At 64.2% G+C, this 19,332-nt stretch carries 5 protein-coding genes; 1 reads left to right on the forward strand and 4 read right to left on the reverse strand.

Annotation, left to right across the window (positions count from 1 at the left end; genetic code table 11):
• Positions 1-141: 141 nt before the first annotated feature.
• Both QMZ05_RS01180 and QMZ05_RS01185 read right to left on the reverse strand, forming a co-directional pair.
• Entirely contained in the window at positions 142-12,945 is a 12,804-nt protein-coding gene (locus QMZ05_RS01180) for a hypothetical protein (protein ID WP_353699104.1), read from the reverse strand.
• An 85-nt stretch (positions 12,946-13,030) separates the two neighbouring features.
• Positions 13,031-14,356 (reverse strand): autotransporter strand-loop-strand O-heptosyltransferase, encoded by a 1,326-nt coding sequence (locus QMZ05_RS01185; RefSeq protein ID WP_353699105.1) that lies wholly within the window; start codon positions 14,354-14,356, stop codon positions 13,031-13,033.
• Positions 14,357-14,501: 145 nt separating this feature from the next.
• Between QMZ05_RS01185 and QMZ05_RS01190 the strand changes: the two genes are divergently transcribed.
• Complete coding sequence (locus QMZ05_RS01190; RefSeq protein ID WP_353699106.1) at positions 14,502-15,305, forward strand: FkbM family methyltransferase; 804 nt, start codon at positions 14,502-14,504, stop codon at positions 15,303-15,305.
• A gap of 22 nt (positions 15,306-15,327) precedes the next feature.
• Here the strand turns inward: QMZ05_RS01190 and QMZ05_RS01195 are convergent, their stop codons facing one another.
• On the reverse strand, positions 15,328-16,740 hold the full coding sequence (locus QMZ05_RS01195; protein WP_353699196.1) for an HlyD family type I secretion periplasmic adaptor subunit: 1,413 nt from the start codon (positions 16,738-16,740) through the stop codon (positions 15,328-15,330).
• Complete coding sequence (locus tag QMZ05_RS01200) at positions 16,724-18,865, reverse strand: type I secretion system permease/ATPase (RefSeq protein WP_353699107.1); 2,142 nt, start codon at positions 18,863-18,865, stop codon at positions 16,724-16,726. The genes QMZ05_RS01195 and QMZ05_RS01200 overlap by 17 nt, the downstream gene beginning before the upstream one ends.
• Positions 18,866-19,332: the final 467 nt, after the last annotated feature.

Raw genomic sequence — 19,332 nt, forward strand, 5'->3', positions numbered from 1 at the left:
GCCGCAACCGCGGGGCACGGTGCGAACTCCGGAAGCACGGTATGACACGGAAAAGGCCCGCCGAAGGCGGGCCTTTTCGGCTCTGCCGACACGCGGAGCCACCTACCTAGTGGCGGCCCCGCATGCCTATCCTTCGCGTCCTCACGCGTGCTGCGGTTGCGCCAGCTGGCTGACCTGCGTCGCCGGCGGATCGACAACCAGGGTACCGCCATGGCCATCGCTCGAGGTCGTGAAAGTCGAGGCCATGTAGTTGCCCAGCAGCGCAATACTCGCCGTGACGGTGCCGTCCGTCACCGTGAGCGTTCCGCTCGTGCTGGTTCCGCTGAAGGTCGGGGTGTGAACGTTCGTGAAGCTGATGTTCGCGAAATCGATCGCATCCGACCCCGTCATGCCGGCGACGGTGCCGCTAAAGCTCGCGGAATTGTCGAGCTTCAGCGTTCCCGTCGAGCCCTGGAACGACACGGCGGCGCCCGAAGCCCCCGGCAATTCCAGGGTAGCGCCCGCTGCGATGGTGGCATTGCTGGAGCTCTCGCCAGTCGCGTTGAAGGACTGCCAGGCCCCCCACGCAGTGCCGTCAAACGCCCGGATCCAGAGCTGATCGGTGCCCGAGCCGGCCTGATAGGTCGTCGTGGCAAGCTGTGCCGCGGTGACGTCGATCTCGGTATTTGCCTTCTGCGTTGCGTTGTTGACGATCCAGGCCCCGTTCGTGTTGGAATCCCACAACGCATATTTCGTTATGGTATCGCCATCCGCGTCCGTCGCGCTGAACAGGCTCGATGCGGCGAAGGTCTGCCCGGAGACCGTCACCACGTTCGCGGCCGACACCGTCGGCGCCTGGTTGGTTGCGGTCGCCGAGAACGCCGTCCAACTCCCCCACATCATGCCGTCATTGGCCCGCACGTAGAGCAGATCCGCCGGCGAACCGCCGGGGCCGAACACGTAGCTCACCTGCGACAGGTTCGCCGCCGACACGTCGATCTCGACGCCGGCCTGCTGGGTGACACCATTGACAACAAAGTGGCCGTTGCCGCCGGTGTCCCAGAACGCATACTGGGTGATCGCGTCGTTGTCGGCGTCCGCCGCCGTGAACAGGCTCGAGGCCGCGACCGAATGGTCGTGAATCCCGCTCGCGCTCGCCGCCGTCACGACCGGAGCGTGGTCAGGCCCCGGCGTTGCCGTGAACGCCGTCCAGCTGCCCCACAACAGGCCATCGTTGGCCCTGACGTAGAGCGTGTCGGGCGGGGTGCCGGTGGGCCCGAACACGTAGCTGACCTGCGACAGGTTCGCCGCCGACACATCGATCTCGACGCCGGCCTGCTGCACCACGCCGTTGACGACCCAGTGTCCGTTGCCGCCGGTGTCCCAGAACGCGTACTGGGTGATGGCATTGCCGTCGGCATCCGTGGCCGAGAACAGGCTCGAGGCGAGCGCCGATGTCTCGCCATGGGTCGCTGCGACGTTCTGCGCGGTCACAACCGGCGTATGGTCGGACCCCGATGGAGCCGTGAACGCCGTCCAGCCGCCCCACATGAAGCCATCGTTGGCCCTGATGTACAGCGTATCGGACGGCGCCCCGCTCGGCCCGAACACGTAGCTCACCTGCGACAGGTTCGCCGCCGAGACGTCGATCTCGGTGCTGGCCGCCTGCGCGACACCATTCACCACCCAGTGGCCGCTGCCGCCGGTGTCCCAGAACGCGAACTGGGTCATGCTGTCGTTGTCGGCGTCCGAGGTCGTGAACAGGCTCGAGGCGAGTGTTGTCGTCTCTCCTGGGGTGACTGTCACGTTCGGCGCGATCACAACCGGCGCGTGGTCAGGCCCCGGTGTTGCCGTGAACGCCGTCCAGGCGCCCCACAACATGCCGTCATTGGCTCGCACGTACAGCGTATCCGCCGGCGTACCGCCGGGCCCGAACACGTAGCTCACCTGCGACAGGTTCGCCGCCGACACATCGATCTCGACGCCGGCCTGCTGCACCACGCCGTTGACCACCCAGTGGCCGCTGCCGCCGGTGTCCCAGAACGCGTACTGGGTGATGGGGTTGTTGTCGGCATCCGTGGCCGAGAACAGGCTCGAGGCGAGCGCCGACGTCTCGCCATGGGTCGCGGTCACGTTCTGCGCCGTCACAACCGGCGCTTGGTCGGTTCCCGGCGGGGCCGTGAACGCCGTCCAGCCGCCCCACAGGAAGCCATCGTTGGCCCTGATGTACAGCGTATCGGGCGCCGAGCCGGGCGGCCCGAACACGTAGCTCACCTGCGACAGGTTCGCCGCCGACACGTCGATCTCGGTGTTGGCCGCCTGCGCGACACCATTCACCACCCAGTGGCCGCTGCCACCGGTGTCCCAGAACGCGTACTGGGTGATGGCGTCGCCATCGGGGTCCGTGGCCGAGAACAGGGTCGTGGCGGGCGCTGACGTCTCTCCTGCGACGACTGTCACGTTCGGCGCCGTGACAATCGGCGCGCGGTCAGGCCCCGGTGTGGCCGTGAACGCCGTCCAGGCGCCCCACACGTAGCCGTCGTTGGCCCTGACATACAGCGTATCGGGTGCCGACCCCGTTGGTCCGAACACATAGCTCACCTGGGACAGGTTCGCCGCCGCCACATCGATCTCGACGCCGGCCTGCTGCGGCACGCCGTTGACGACCCAGTGCCCGTTGCCGCCGGTGTCCCAGAACGCATACTGGGTCATGGTGTCGTGGTCGCCGTCCGTCACCGAGAACAGGGTCGTTGCGAGCGCTGACGTCTCTCCATGGGTTGCTGTCACGTTCTGCGCCGTCACCACCGGAGCCTGGTCAGGTCCCGGTGTGGCCGTGAACGCCGTCCAGGCGCCCCACACGTAGCCGTCGTTGGCCCTGACATACAGCGTATCGGGTGTCGACCCCGTTGGTCCGAACACGTAGCTGACCTGCGACAGGTTGGCCGCCGCCACGTCGATCTCGACGCCGGCCTGCTGCGGCACGCCGTTGACGACCCAGTGCCCGTTGCCGCCGGTGTCCCAGAACGCGTACTGGGTCATGGTGTCGTGGTCGGCGTCCGTCACCGAGAACAGGGTCGTTGCGAGCGCCGATGCCTCTCCATGGGTTGCCGTCACGTTCTGCGCCGTCACGACCGGAGCCTGGTCAGGCCCCGGTGTTGCGGTGAACGGCGTCCAGGCGCCCCACAGCATTCCGTCGTTCGCTCTGACGTAAAGCGTATCGGGCGTCGACCCTGTCGGGCCGAACACATAGCTCACCTGCGACAGGTTCGCCGCCGACACATCGATCTCGGTGTTGGGGAGCTGGGTAATGCCATTCACCACCCAGTGGCCGTTGCCGCCGGTGTCCCAGAACGCGAACTGGGTCATCGATTGCCCAACATCCGGATCGGACACCGAGAACAGGCCTGTTGCCGCAATCGACGTTTGGCCATGCAACGCAGTGACGTTGCTGGCGATCACGGTCGGCGCCGTATCGACAAACGCCTTTGCGGTGAATTGAGTCCAGCCGCCCCAGGCCGTGCCGTCATTGGCCCGTACGAACAGCGTATCGGTCGAACCGCTTGGACCGAACACGTAGCTCACCTGCGACAGGTTCGCCGCGGTAACATCGATCTCCGCGTTGGTGGGCTGGGCGACGCCGTTGATAGCCCAGTGTCCGTTGCCCTGCGTGTCCCAGAACGCAAATTGGGTGATGGCATCGCCATCGGCGTCCGTAAAGTTGAAGAGAGCGGAGGCCAGCACCGAGCTCTCACCGAGGACTGCGGTCACGTTGGCCGCCGTCGTGACCGGCGGGTTATCGGCGCGCGTCGTGACCAGCGTGCCGGTGCCGGAATCCGCGCTGACGCCGAACCGGACGCCAGGTGTCGCATCAAGCTGCAGATCGAAGGAGGAAGCCCCCTCGGTGACATGCAGGACGTTGCCAGCCAGCAAGGTCGCCGATCCGCCGGATACGAAATTGAGGCCAGCCAGATCGATGCTGTCGCCCAGCACCAGGCTGCTGATGGTCGTGCCGGCCAACGAGGTGCCATCGATCTTGAGCTGGCCGCCGGAGCCGCTGAAGGTGATGCCGCCGCTCGCGACGCTACCGGCCTGCAGTTCGACCGTACCGCCGGAGATCGTGACAGGCCCCGTGGAGCCGCCGGAAGATACAACCTCAGTACCTCCGGCAAATACCGCGACATTGCTCGTCACCGCGCCGGCCACGTTGAACATGCCGCCGCTCGACACCGCGATGCTGTTCGCCGTTGCGCCCGCAGAAATGTTCAACACGCCGCCGCTCGAAACCGTCGAGTGATCCAGCGCGCCGCCCGAAAATACGTTGACGGTACCACCCGATATGGCCGTCCCGGAGCCAGGCGCGCCGGTGACGACGCCACCCGAGAAAACATTCTCGACACCGCCGGCATAGACGCCCACGTTTCGGAGCACGGTACCCGACACATTGAACGTGCCGCCGCTCGAAACGGTCAGATAAGCCGCTGCGCCACCGGCCTGAAGGTTCACGATGCCGCCGGAGGAAATGACGGTCCCCGAGCCGGAGGTTCCGGAGATCAGCCCACCGGACAGCACGGTCTCGACACCGCTGTCCGTGACCACCACGTTGCTGGTGGTCGTGCCTGCAACGTTCATGGTGCCGCCGCTCGACACCGTAAGGTGATGCGCCGTACCGCCAGCGGAGATGTTCAGAAAGCCACCGCTGGAAACCGTCGCGTGATCCAGCGCACCGCCGCCAAATACGTTGACCGTGCCGCCGGATATGCCCGTCCCCGAGCTTGTCACGCCGGTGACAACACCACCCGAGAAAACATTCTCCACGCCGCCGGCATAGACGCCCCCATTGTTGAGGAAGGTGCCGGACACGTTGAAAACGCCGCCACTCGAAACGCCCACCCATGCGGCCGAGCCGCCCGCGAGTACCGTCAGTGTGCCGCCGCCCGAGACCCCCGTTCCGATTCCAGCGCCACCCGAGATCAGTCCACCCGAATAAACGGTCTCCACGCCTCCGCTGTACACCGACCCGGCGCCCACATAACCGGATACGTTGAACGTGCCGCCGCTCGAAACGCCGACGTAGAAGGCCGATCCGCCGGCCTGCAGGTTGATCGTGCCGCCCGAAATTCCCGTTCCGGATCCGGCCGCACCAGAGATGAGCCCGCCGGACAGCACAGTCTCGATGCCGCCGGCCAACACGCCGGTATTGCTGGTGATGGTGCCGCCGACGCTGAGCACGCCGCCGGACGAAACGATGATGTGGTCGGCGGTGCCGCCGGCTTCGACGACGACCCTCCCGGCATCGCCGATACCAGTCGCCGAGCCCCCGGCGAGAATGTCGAGCAGACCGCCGGCCGAAACCGCCACTTGCGACGCGACACCACCGGACGAAACAGTTTCAACGCCGCCGCTAAGCACGAACTGGTTGGTCACGATGCCGCTGTCGTTCAGAGCACCGCTGGCATAGACGAACATTGCAGTCGCCGTAGCGCCCGATCGCACGTTGACCGTGCCGCCGGAGATCGCGGTGCCGAAGCCTCCGGACACCCCCTGGACCACGCCGCCCGACAACACGTTCTCGACGCCGCCGCTGTACACGGCGACAGAGCTGAGCACCGTACCGGCGACGTTGAAGACACCGCCGCTCGATACGCCGACATAGGACGCCGAGCCGCCAGCCGACAGGTTCAGCGTGCCGCCCGAAACGCCGGTACCGGATCCGCTCGCTCCGGAGATCGACCCGCCCGACAGGACGTTTTCGACGCCGCCGCCGTAGATGGCGGTGTTGCTCAGTACGTTGCCGAAAACGTTGAACGTGCCGCCGCTCGACACGCCGACATGGGCGGCCGAACCACCAGCGAGAACGTTCAGCACGCCGCCTGCGGAAACGCCGGTCCCGGAGCCCGTTGCGCCGGAGATCAGACCACCTGACGAGACGTTTTCGGTGCCGCCAGCGAACACCGTCGTCTGGCTTTGGACAGTGCCAAGCACATTGAGCGTGCCGCCGCTGGAGATGAACATGTTGTCGGCCAGGCCGCCCGAAAGCACTGTCGCTGTGCCGCCATTCGACACCGTCGTGCTGGTCGCATCGCCGCCGGACGAGACCTGCAACTGACCACCACTCGACACGACCGTGCTGACCGTCACTCCGCTGTCGAGCTCGATACCGCCTTGAAGCACAGTGTTCAGAGCGGTGCCGCCCGACTGCACGGTCAAGGTCTGGCCACCGCTGATCACCAGACCGGCGCTGACCTGGCCATTGCTGACAACGATGTTGCCGCTGGTCCCGCCACTGCTGGCGACCAGGTAGATATCGGTGCCGACGCCGTCAGCGGCGCTGCCGAATTGCGTGCTGAAGGTCTGGCTTGGATTGAGCTGGATGGTCAGCGTGCCGTGGTCGTTGGTCACGATATCCAGGACATTGCCGGCGCCGAGACCGACGCTCGTGATCTCCGACATACTCACGCCCGTCAGGTCGATCGTATCCGTGACGGCAAATCCGGAGATGACCGTGGTCGGCATCGCCGTGCCATCGATTTGGAGCTTGCCGTTGGAGCCGACAAACACCACCGATCCGGCCTCCGCGGCGCCGCCGCCGAGATCGGCCGTGCCGCCGGAAATCGTGAGTACACCACCCGCCATGATTTGCGTGTTCGACGTGGTGCCGTGGGAAAACACGATCTCGGTGCCGCCGCTGGAGACGGTCGTACCGATGTCAACACCGCCGGACAGCACATTCTCAATGCCGCCAGATACAACCGTGACGTTGGATGTGGTCGTACCAGCCACATTGAGCGTACCGGATCCGGAGAAGGTCAGGTTGTGTGCCGAAGCCCCGGCAGAAATGTTGAGCACGCCACCGGAAAGCAGCGCGGCATGGTCGAACTCGCCACCCGAACTGACGTTGACCGTGCCGCCCGAAATGCCCGTACCGCTGCCAGTGAAGCCGGTGACGACGCCGCCGGACAAGACGTTCGCGGTACCGCCGCCATAGACGCCCATATTGTGGAGCATCGTGCCGGCAATGTTGACGATCGCTCCGCTCGACACGCCGATATTGGCAGCCGAGCCGCCGGCCGAGATATTCACCACGCCGCCGGCGGACACACCTGTCCCGTTACCGGTGCCGCCGCTGATCAGCGCGCCCGACATGACGTTCAGGACACCGCCGCCGCTGACCAGGATATGGTCGGCCTTGCCACCGGACAGAATATTGATCGTGCCGGTATCGCCGGTGAAATTGCTGGCGTTGCCTGTTGCATAGCCGCCAGAGGAAACGGTCTCGGTCCCGCCGGAACCGATGAAGACATGGCTGAGCGTCGTGCCGTCCACGATCAGCAAACCGCCGCTTGAAACAGATATGTCGTGCCCCGGAAGGGCGCTGGAGGACACGGTGTAGGTGCCGCCGCTGCCGACGAAGATGGCCCCGCCGCTGAGAATGTTTTCGCCCGAAACGGTACCACCGGCGAAAATCGCCAATTGGCCGCCGCTTCCGATCGTCGGATCGAGGGCAACGCCGCCCGAGACCGTCAATATCGCCAACAGTCCGGGAGCGTTCATGCCGGACACAGTCGCTGAGATGCTTTCGCCTCCGGCAAGGACGTTCTGGTTGGCGCCGGCTAGAATCTGGGCGCCGGTGTCCACGCCGCCGCTTATGATGGACTCGTAGCCGCCGGACAGAATCGTTCCCGTGGCGCTGCCACCGGCCGAGCCGGCATTGCTGCCAAAGGGCGTCAGACCGAGGTCGAGGAATCCCTGGCTGGACACGACGGTACCCGTTGCCGTGCCGCCGCTGAGCACGGTAAGGCCGCCGAAGCTGCCAACCTGAGTTTGCGAAGCCGCTCCGCCGGAGGAAACCGTCAATACGCCATAGCTGCTGTTGTTGGATCCCGCGATCTGCGCGGAAATGCTGACGCCGCCCGCTGAAATGGATTCGTTGCCAGCCAGGATCACGGCGCCGGATTCGACGCCGCCGCTCTTTACGGCTTCATAGCCGCCGGACAGAATCGTGGTGCCGGTTGCACTTCCGCCGTCCATTTCCATGTAGCCGGCGGCGGCGACGGTTACGCTGACGGCACTGCCGCCGGAAATATGTATGCCGCCGCCCGTCTCCACGGTCGCGTTCGACGTCACGCCGCCGGAATAGACCACCTCGGAGCCGGCCGAGACGATGGTGCTGATCGCCGTGCCACTGTCGATCTCGAGGCCGCCGTGAATGACGGTGTTGTTCACCGTGCCGCCGGTCTGCACCATCAGCGTCTGACCGTTGCTGATCACCAGACCCGAGCTGGTCTGGCCGTTGCTCACGGTGATATTGCCGGCACCGTTGCTGACAAGGTAGATGTCGGTGCCGCTGCCGTCCGCGCTGCTGCCAAACTGGTTGGCAAAGCTCTGGCCCGGATCGAGTTGAATGCTGAGCGTGCCGTGATCGTTGGTCGCGATCGTCAGCACGTTGCCGGCGCCGAGGCCGACACTGGTGATCTCCGACATGCTGACGCCGGTCAGATCGATGGTGTCTCCGATGGCAAGGCCGTTGACGACCGTGGTCGGCATCGATATCCCGTCGATCTCGAGCTTGCCGCCGGCGCCGGAGAAGATCACCGTCCCGCTTTCGGTCGATCCGCCGTTCAGATCGACGATGCCACCGGCCGAGATCGTGACCACGCCGCCCGACGATATTTGCGTGTTCGACGTCGCGCCGAGATTCGCGGCTGTCAGGAAACCGCCGCTGGAGACCTTGGCTCCAATACTGAGGCCGCCCGCCGAGACATTCTGGTTGCCGCCAGACAGAATCGTGGCGCCGGAATCGACGCCACCTCTGGAGACAGCCTCGAATCCGCCGGACAAGATCGTGCCCGTCGCGCTGCCACCGGCCGATCCGAGAATGCCGTTGAACGGTCCCTGGCCGATCTGGAAGAAGCCGCCGCTCAGCACCGTCGTGTTGGCCGCCGTGCCGCCGCTCAGCACGGTCATGCCACCGGAGTTGGAGATCGTCGTTGCGGACGCTACACCGCCCGAGGTAACTTGCGCGCCGCCGCCGGCAATCGTGGTGGACACCGCGAGGCCACCGGAGTTCACGCTGAGCTGACCGCCCGACACCGTCGTGTTGCTCGCCGTTCCGCCGGCCGCACCACCCTGCCCCTGGTACGGCGGAACGCCGAGTTGCATGAAGCCGGCATTGCCAACAACGGTGCCCAAGGCCGTGCCGCCCGACAGCACGCTCTCCATCCCATTGGCCGTAAGGGTGATGGCGGAGGTCAGGCCGCCCGACAGCACGTCGAGGATCAGGCCAGTACTCACCGGATAGCCGCTCACGACAGCGCCAGGGCCCACCTCGAGGTTGGTGCCGCCACCGAACGTCGTGTTGGTAAGCTGCGAAACGGACGCTCCGCTGACGAGTTCAACGGCGCCGAAATTGTTGACCGAGACGCCACTTAGCGACCCGCCTGAGTACAATTTCAGCAGACCGCCATTGACGGTCGTGGCGTTTGCCACACCACCGGAGAGAACGTCGAGCTCACCGCCGTTGACATTGGTGCCGCTCGCCACGCCTCCGGACGAAACGGTTTCCAGGCCGCTGTAGAAGACGTTGATGTTACTGGTCGTGCTTCCCGCGAGATTGAGCCGGCCACCGTTGTTCACGTTAACGTCATGCGCCGATGCGCCGGCCTGCAGGTTCAGGTTGCCACCGCTATTGACGGTAACATCGCCGACAGCGGCGCCTGAGGAGGCATTCACGGTGCCGTTGACGTTGACCGTGAAGAAACCGGACGGATTGATCGATCCGCTGATGGCGCCGCCGGCAGAGACGTTCAGCGCGCCGCCGCCCGTAACGAACACGTTGCTCGTGGCCGTACCGAGAAGGCCGAGCGTTGCGCCGCTCGATACGGTCACATCGTGAACCGTGGCGCCGGCTGCGATCGCGGCCGAGGCTCCGGACGACAAGGCAAAGAACTCGGACAGGCCTCCGGAGGAAACGTTGAGCGTCCCTCCCGACAGCGTAAAGGACTGCGCATTGCCGCCAGAAAGCACGTTCAGCGTGCCTCCCGACACAGCGAAGCTCTGCGCGTTGCCGCCTGAGGATATGTTCTCCGTGCCCCCAGAGTAGATCGACGCGTTGCTGGTCTGAGAACCTGCGAGGTTGAGGATGCCGCCGCTGCTGACGCTGAGGTCGTGGATCGTCGCGCCATTGTCGACCGCGACGAGACCGCCACTGTTGATCGTAAAGAAGGAGAACTGGCCGCCCGCGGTCACGCTGACTGTACCGCCCGAGATACCCGTCCCGCTGCCGGGTGCGCCCGTCTCGACGCCGCCCGAAGAGATCACGACGAGACCGCTCGAATAGACCGCAACCTGGCTTGTCACCGTTCCGGCGACGTTCATTGTGCCGCCCGAAGACACGGCGAGGAAGGACGCCGCACCGCCCGAGGACACGTTGAGCGTGCCGCCCGCGTAGACCGTGGAATGCCCGAGCGTAGCGCCGACCAGAACGTTGAGCGTGCCGCCGGAAACCCTGGTGCCCGAACCGGTGACGCCGTTGGCGTTGCCGCCGGCAAGGACGTTCTCGGTGGCGCCGGAGAACAGGAACGTGTTGCTGGTGATCGATCCCGCAACGTTGAGCGTGCCGCCGCTCGACACGGTCAAGTCATGCGCGACGCCGCCGATGTCGATGTTGAGCTGGCCGCCACTGCTGACGGTCGTGCCCTGCTCGGTACCGAACACGTTCTCCGTGCCGCCGCTCAGCACGGTGCCGATCGCCGCGCCGCCCGAGAGAACGTCGAGCGTCTGCCCCGCACTGATCACGAGGCCGCTGGAGGTCTGGCCGGCGCTGACCTTGATGGCCGAGCTATCGATGAAGGTGATGTCCGTCCCCGCGCCGTCGGTGGCGCTGCTGAACGTGCCGCTGAACGTGTCGCCGGGCGAAAGCTGCAGGTTGAGCGTTCCATGGTCGCTGGTCGCGACCGCCAGAACATTGCCGGCACTCAGGGTGATGCCGGTGATGTTTGCGGCACTCTCACCGGTGAGATTGATCGTATCCCCGATGCCGAATCCGGAGATGACGGTGCCGGGCATGGCCGTGCCGTCGATTTCGAGCTTGCCCCCTGCGCCGGCAAAAATCACCGACCCCGACTCGGTCGCTCCACCGCTCAAGTCGACCGTGCCCGCGCCGGAAATCGTGACGACGCCGCCGGACAGGATCTGCGTGTTCGACGTCATGCCATGGGCGTAGACGTTCTGCTGGCCGCCGCTGGATACCGTGGTGCCGATGTCGATGCCGCCTGACAGCACATTCTCGATGCCGCCCGAAACGACGGTGGCGCTGGACGTGATGGTGCCCGCCACATTGAGCGTGCCCAATCCGGAGAACGTCAGATTGTGTGCCGTCGCTCCGGAATTGATGTTGAGTACGCCACCGGAGACCAGCGCAGCGTGATCGAGCTCTGCGCCCGACGCCACGTTGATGGTGCCGCCAGCAATGTTGGTGCCGCTGCCGCTGGAGCCGGTGACGACGCCACCCGAAAAGACATTCTCGACGCCGCCGGTATAGACCGCCTGATTGCGGAGCACGGTGCCGGCGATATTCGCGGTGCCGCCGCTCGAAACGGCGAAGAAGGCGGCCGAGCCGCCGGCAAGGATGTTCAAGGTGGCGCCGGCCGATACGCCCGTGCCGGAACCGGACGTGCCGCTGATCAGGCCGCCCGAGTAGACGGTCTCGACCGCACCGGCCGAAATGCCGACATTGCTCAGCGTCGTGCCGTAGACGTTCAGCACTCCGCCGGACTTGACGACGACATGGTCGGCCTGGCCGCCGGACATCACGTTGATGGTGCCGCTGTCGCCGGTGAAAAGGCCGCCGCTGCCGCCGCCGCTGCCGGTGATAAGGCCCCCCGACAAGACGTTGACCACGCCACCACTGGCAACGAAGAGATTGCTCGTGACGGTGCCGGCGACGCCGAGGATGGCGCCGTTGTTGACGGCCATATGGTCGAGCGTGCCGCCCGACAGCACGTTGACTTGCCCGTTGTCGACGTTGTTGCTGCTGCTACCGAGCGCGGTCTCGATACCGCCGGAGGCGATGGTTTCGAGAGCACCCGACTTGACGAAGACATCGTGCAGCGTCTGGCCCGCTGAAACAGTGAACAACGCGCCGCTTTCGAGCGTGACGCGACCGCCGCTCAGCACGGTCTCGCCGATCACCGTGCCGCCGCCCGCGATGTCCAGCAAGCCATTGCTGCCGACGGTCGTGCCGCTCGCGATGCCGCCGTTCGACACGAATTGGGCGGCCAAGAACCCGGAACTGTTGGCGCCAGAGATTGTGGCTGAAACGCTGAGACCGCCGCTCGAGATGTTCTGGCTGCCGCCGGACAGAATCGTGGCGCCGCTGTCGACACCACCGTTCGAAATCACCTCGTAGCCGCCGGACAACGTCGTTCCGGTGGCGCTGCCGCCACTCGAAATGTTCAGGCCGCCGGAAATCCCGATCGTCGTGTTCGTCGCCGAGCCACCCGCGGAAATCGAGACGTTGCCGAAGGAGCCTGCGCCGCCGGTGACGGTCGTCGAGACCGCCAGCCCCCCCGACTGGATGCTGACACCGCCACCCGACACGATCGTGCCGCTTGCGGTCCCGCCGGCGAGACTGGCCGAGCCGTTGCCGGGGTTAATTCCCAGCGCCAGGAAGCCGCCGGCGTCGACCACGCCGCTGACGAGCGTACCACCGCTCAGGACGGTCTCGGCACCGCCTGCGGAAATCGTCGTGCCGGAAGCAACGCCGCCGGAGTCCACCTGCTCCTGGCCACCAGTGTAGACCGTCGTGCCGGTCGTGGTCCCGGAGTCGAATAAGAAGCCGCCGCTCAATTGCGTGCCAACGGCGCTGGCGCCGGGATCGACGATCAGCGTGCCGCCATTCAGGACGGTGTCGCCGGTTTCGGTGCCAGAAGATACGGTAACGGTCACGCCGCCGGAAATCGTCTGCATGGCTCTGCCCCTGGGCCAGAATAAAATTCATTTGTCGGGTTCGGTCGTCGATGCCGCGTAGTCGGGCATCGACGTCGTCTACGCGCTACACCTTGGCGCCGACCGGAAATCCCGGTATGCGCTGAATAATCTGCTTGACGTGATCGGCCGTGATCAGCCGCGTGCATTCGAATTGCCGGGGCGAATTGGCATGCCGCGGGCACCACAGAAAATCCTTGTGGTCGAAACGCACCCGCGGATCGTTCCAGCAACTGTTGCACGCGTGAAAATTGACGATGCGGTATGGCGTTTCGAACTCGTTGGTCGGATGGGTGAACCCGCTGATCATGACGACCGGCGTCCCCGAGGCCCACGCAAGCCACGACAGGCCGCTCGACAGACCGATGAAAAAGTCCGCGTGTTTCAGGTAACGAAATCGCTCGGCGAGCGGCTTATCGCCGGTCTGATCTTCGGCACCATTCGGAATGTGATTCCAGATCAACTGGGTGCCGTGAGTGGCCTTCTGATCGATGCAGACCACCCGGTAGCCGGCCGCCTTCAGGAAATTGACGATCTCGCGCCAGCCATGCGGGTTGTTCCAATATTTGCTTTGCGTGGTGCTCTGAACCGCGATGCAGACATAAGGTTCGGCAATCGGCCTTTGATCGTCCTTGATGACGATGCGCGGGGGCTGCTCGGCCGGATCGACACCCAGAATATAGCCCGCGGTCCGATGCAGCCCGACATGACGGAAATCGGTCGGCTGATAGACGCAATCCTTGTCGTCGAAAAACAGGCCAATTCTGTAGGTCGCGTAATATCGGTTGGGCTTCACCTCTTCGTGGGTGATGAACTCGATGTCCGGATACGCGTCGCGGAACAGCTCGATCAGCGGCGCCCCCATGGCGCAGCTCAGCTTGCAGCCGTGCTTGTCCTTGAACTTCACGGCATAGGGAAACCATCCCATCGTATCGCCGAGCGTCCCGACCGGAAACTGGATCAGTACCTCGCGATCTTTCGCCGAGTATTCATGGTCGAGGATGGTTTCGCCCTGCTGGGAAACCTCGATTCCGAAACGAACATAATAGCGCTTGCTGCTGTTGACATAGCCGCCGGCGAATTCCGTTTCGAACAGCACGTTGCCGGTGTCGAGATCGCGAATCCTTACCTTCCAGGTTTGCTCGCCATGCGGGCAAACAATTCGCGCACCGTCGTTGAAGTCGAATCGCAGTCCCTTCGGACCCAGTTCTGTCGGCAGTTCGGCGGCCGCAGGATATGCCGGCTTCGGAGCGTCGGCATTCGACGCTACAACCTCCGACTTGACTGGTGGTGTGACATCGGAACGATCAACGATTATCTTGGGTTGATCGGTGACATCGTCAATCGAACGCTTCAGCCCGATCGCCGGCGCAACAACGGCAATGGCATTCACGAAATATCCCCTGCCCTGAAATAAACAGCCTCTTAAAAAGTGCACGGAAGGTAAGCGAGATTGACAACCGCGTCAATGGACGAAAACCTTAGCGAGCACCCCACGCAGCCGTTCCCGAACGGCAGACACAAAGAAACATACAACGATGAGCCGTAATCCCAGCAAGATCCCGTTTGTGATCGCAGCGTCGACGCATGGTCCGCTGATCGTCAACCGGCTGGACTACCACACGGCGGGCGGCCACATTTTTGGAGTCGGGATTCAGATTCTCGAGCACGGCACGTTCGACGCCACTGAAATCGAGCTGACGAAGGGGCTTCTTGTGCTGCGAAGGACCTACCGCGGCGATGGCGTGGTCGCGATTGACTGCGGGGCGAACATCGGCGTTCACACCATCGAATGGTCCAAGCACATGGACGGCTGGGGTTCCGTCATTGCGATCGAGGCGCAGGAACGGGTCTACTACGCGCTTGCCGGCAACATCGCCATCAACAACTGCTTCAACGCGAGGGCGATGCACGCGGTCATTTCGTCGGAAACCGGGAAAACCTGGGTGCCGACCCTCAGTCATCAGGAGCCCGCCAGCTTCGGCAGCCTGGAGGTGACGCAACGCTCGGCCACCGAGCAGATCGGCCAGAAGATCGACTATTCAGAGGCCAACGGCTCCGAAACGACAATGGTCACGCTGGACTCGCTGAATCTGGGCCGCTGCGACCTGATCAAGATCGACGTCGAGGGGATGGAGTTGAAGGTGCTGGAGGGCGCCAGCGCCACGATCCGGCAGCATCACCCGATCATCCATGCGGAATTCATCAAGACCGACAAGGCCGCGCTGGTTCGCAAGCTGAACGATCATGGATACCGGACATACGACGCCGGGCAAAACTGCCTTGCGATCCATGAATCCGATCCAAGCCTGAGCCACGTGGAATCCCGGACCACGTCGTGACGGCCTGAACCGTCGGGCTTCGTCACCGCTCGCGGAGAGCATCCTGCCGGTAGCGCACGATCGGCGACAGCAAATAGCTCATGATGCTGCGGGCGCCCGTCCTGATTTCGACGGTGACGGTCATTCCCGGCGAAAGACTGATCTCCTTGTCGTCGACGACCATCTTGGTCCGGTCGATCGAGACGTGCGCGATATACACCGGCCCCTGCCCCTTCGGCTCGCTGCTCTCCTCCGGCGCGCCGCCATTGGGCTCGCGCGCGGAATCCCGCGTCTTGTCGCGCGAGACTGAGTCGGGCGAGACGCTGACGATCTTGCCGTGCAGCAGGCCGTAGCGCGTGAAGTTGAAGGTATCGACCTTGATTTCGGCATCCTGCCCCGGGTGCACGAAGCCGATATCGCGATTGGAAACCATCGCTTCGATTTCAAACAGGCTGTCGCTAGGTACGACGACCGCGAGCGTCTGGGCGGGCGTGACGACACCGCCGACGGTGTGCACGGCCAATTGCTGCACCACGCCGTCGATCGGTGCCGCAAGTTTTTGGAGGTTGGTCTTGTGCTCGGCTTTGGACACCTCGTCCTTGAGGCTGCCGGCCTTCTGGGTCGCCTTGGCCAGATCGTCATACAGGCGGTGCCGGTATTCCGAGATCAGCTTGGCGCGCGTCTCACCGAGTGCGGCGACGGCCGCATTGGCCTCCTCGAGCTTGCTCCGCTGCACCAGGATGTCCTGCTGCATCCCGACGAGCTCCTGAAGCTCCTGCAAATATTGCAGCTTTGAACCGTACTCCCGGTCCGCCAGGTACTTGCGAACGTTGACGCGCTCCTGCAGCACCGGCAGCAAGGCTTCAATCTTGGCGATGCTGGCGTCGATCGTCTTGGTCTCCGCCACCTTCTGCACCCGCTGCCGATCCAGCTCGGACAATTTGGCGCGCTGCTCGGAATCCTGACTGCGCAGATACTCCAGATGCATCTGAACCAAGGCAGGTGGCGTGTCCTCCGGCGCACCGTCGAGCGCGCTGGTGTTGCCGTCGAGCGCAGAGCGCGTGCGGGCAATGTCCAGCAATGACGCGAGCAAATCGTTCTTCAGGTGCAGAAGCTCCGCCTGATTGCTGGTCGGATCCAGCTCGATCAGAATCTCGCCGGCCTTGACGGTCTGGCCGTCGCGGACGTGAATGGCCCGCACCACCCCGATCTCGAGCGGCTGGACCAGCTTCACGCGGTCACCCGGCACGATCTTTCCGGGGGCGGAGGCAACGATATCGATCTTGCCGAGGCCGGCCCAGGCCACGGCGCAACAGAACAGGGCGGCAAGCAAGACGGCCGTCAGCCTGGCGGTCGGAGATGGCGGCGTCTCGACGATTTCGAGGGCGGCCGGCAGGAAGGCCAGTTCGTCCCGCGTTTTGCGCCCGGTCGCAAGCGCTTCACGAGCCGACTTCATGGATCCCCGCCTGCAACCGGTACAACGACGCGTATCTTCCGCCCGAGCTGAGCAGCTCCTCGTGGGACCCCTGCTCAACCAGCCGGCCGCGATCGATGGTGATGATTCGATCGGTACGCCGGACGGCGGATAGCCGATGCGCAATGACAAAGACCGTTCGTCCCTTCACGATCCGGCTCATATTGTCCTGAATGACCCTTTCGCTTTCATAGTCCAGCGAACTGGTCGCTTCATCGAAGATCAGGATGCGCGGATCGGTGATCAGGGCCCGCGCGATCGCGATGCGCTGCCGCTGGCCTCCCGACAGACTTGAGCCGCGCTCGCCCACGACGGTGTCGTAACCTTCCGGCAGCTCGAGAATGAATTCATGGGCTCCCGCAAGCTGAGCCGCGGCGATCACCTGCTGCATCGGAGCGGCCGGATCGGCGAGCGCGATGTTTTCGCGTACGCTGCGATTGAACAGCACGTTTTCCTGCAGCACGACGCCGACCTGGCGGCGCAGCCACGCCGGATCGACCATTGCAAGGTCGACGCCGTCGACAAGGACCCTGCCCTTCTCCGGGACGTAAAGGCGCTGAACCAGCTTCGTGAAGGTGCTCTTGCCCGACCCCGACGGGCCGACGATGCCGACGACCTGGCCGGCGGGAATGTTGATGTTGATCTCGTGCAGCACTTCGGGTCCATCGACCCGGTATCGGAAGGACACGTGTTCAAGCGTGACCTGCCCCTTGATGGGCGGCGGCACGGCGCGGCCGGGGTTGAAGGTCTGTTCCGCCGGCGTATTCAGGATGTCGCCGAGCCGCGCGACCGAGAGCCTGGCCTGATGGAAGTCCTGCCAGAGCTGGGCCAGCCTCAGCACCGGCGCGCTGACGCGTGACGAGAACATGTTGAAGGCGATCAGCTCGCCGACCGTGAGGCTGCCGTCGATCACCAGCTTGGCGCCGGCGTAAAGGATCACCGCGGTGACGAGCTTGCTCACGAACTGGACCGATTGACTCGCAACATTGGCGAGGCTGAGCACGCGGAAGCTGGCCGCAACGTATTCGGCAAGCTGCTCCTCCCAGCGGCGCTGCATCTGCGGTTCGAGCGCCATCGCCTTGATGGTCTCGACCCCGGTCACGCTCTCGACGAGAAACGCCTGGTTCTCGGCCCCGCGCTCGAATTTGGTGTCGAGCCGCTGACGGAACATCGGCGTCGCGCCAGCCGAGATGCCGACATAGAGCGGGAAGGATCCGAGCACGATCCAGGTCAGGATCGGCGAGTAGACGAACATCACCGCGATGAAAACGACCGTAAAAAACAGGTCGATCACGACCGTCAGGGCGGAGCCGGTCAGGAAGTTGCGGATGTTCTCGAGCTCTCGGACCCGCGCAACCGAGTCGCCGACCCGGCGAGCCTGGAAGTAGGCAATGGGCAGCCCGATGAGGTGCCGAAACAACCGGGCTCCCAGTTCGACATCGATCCTGTTCGTCACGTGGGAGAACAGATAGGTCCTCAATATCGCAAGGGCCGTCTCGAACACCGCGATGCCGATCAATCCGACGACGAGCACATCGAGCGTGCTGAGCGTGTGATTGACCAGGACCTTGTCGATCACCACCTGAAAGAACAGCGGCGACACCAGCGCGAACAGCTGCAGGAAAAAGGAGGCGATCAACACCTCCACGAAATGGTAGCGATACTTGTGGATCGCGCCCAGAAACCATGACAGGTCGAAGCGGCGTGCAAGATTGACCAGTCCCGCCCGGCGACTGACCAGGATCATCCGGCCTGACCACATCGCTTCCAGATCGGCGCGCGTGATCAACTCCGGGCGCTCTGACAGCGGCGATTGAACGAGGATCTTGTCGGCGCCCACCTTGGCAAGGATCAAATGACCCCCGTCGCGCAACAGCGCGATGGCAGGAAGCGGGGCCTTCTCGAGCCTTAACCAGTTGGTCGTCACCTCCCGGGCCTTGACGCCGGTCGAGCGCGCGTAGCGCAGCATCTCCGACGTTCCGAAGGGTCCATGGCCGAACTGGTGACGAATCTGGTCGACATCGGCCGGGATGCCGTGAAAACGCAGCAGCATCGCGAGCGCAACTATCCCGCTATCTGCTGCCGTACCGCTCCGCGTTTCAATCATCTCGCGATTTAATCTGCTCAGTAGCTAAAAATGACTGCCGTCGAACGCGAACCGACACTGTCGTGAGCGCGCCCCCGTCCCCGCTCCTTCGACCTCGTCGTCAGCGCAAACCGACTATTCGCAACGAACCGATAGAGCAGCAGATGAATATGACGCCCAGAGTACTATGTCTCTCCTGCGGGATGCAATTGGCCTTGTAAGCGAACGAGCCGAATTCACGAACAACATCATGCCGATCCCGGAGTCCCTCGTCGGAACCGCTCGCAGCCGACCTAAGCTCCGTAGTCTTACGGACCGCGGCGCGCTTGGTGTGGCCTTGGCATGGCTGCCAGCGAGCTCACAAGGGCGATCGCATCGGCCTCACGGCACATAAATGCCATTCTGATCTTGCAGCATGCGAGTCCGGCGCCGGGCTCCATCCCATGCCCCAAGCCAATCCCACCGGAGGCGCTGGACATCAATGAACA

This window comes from Bradyrhizobium sp. INPA03-11B, from assembly GCF_040446015.1.
In the GTDB taxonomy this organism is placed as follows: Bacteria; Pseudomonadota; Alphaproteobacteria; order Rhizobiales; family Xanthobacteraceae; genus Bradyrhizobium; species Bradyrhizobium macuxiense_A.

Excerpts from the sequence above, each read along its gene's own strand:
- QMZ05_RS01180 (WP_353699104.1), bottom strand. The coding sequence starts at position 12,945 with ATGCAGACGATTTCCGGCGGCGTGACCGTTACCGTATCTTCTGGCACC.
- QMZ05_RS01190 (WP_353699106.1), top strand. The coding sequence starts at position 14,502 with ATGAGCCGTAATCCCAGCAAGATCCCGTTTGTGATCGCAGCGTCGACG.
- QMZ05_RS01195 (WP_353699196.1), bottom strand. The coding sequence starts at position 16,740 with ATGAAGTCGGCTCGTGAAGCGCTTGCGACCGGGCGCAAAACGCGGGAC.
- QMZ05_RS01200 (WP_353699107.1), bottom strand. The coding sequence starts at position 18,865 with ATGATTGAAACGCGGAGCGGTACGGCAGCAGATAGCGGGATAGTTGCG.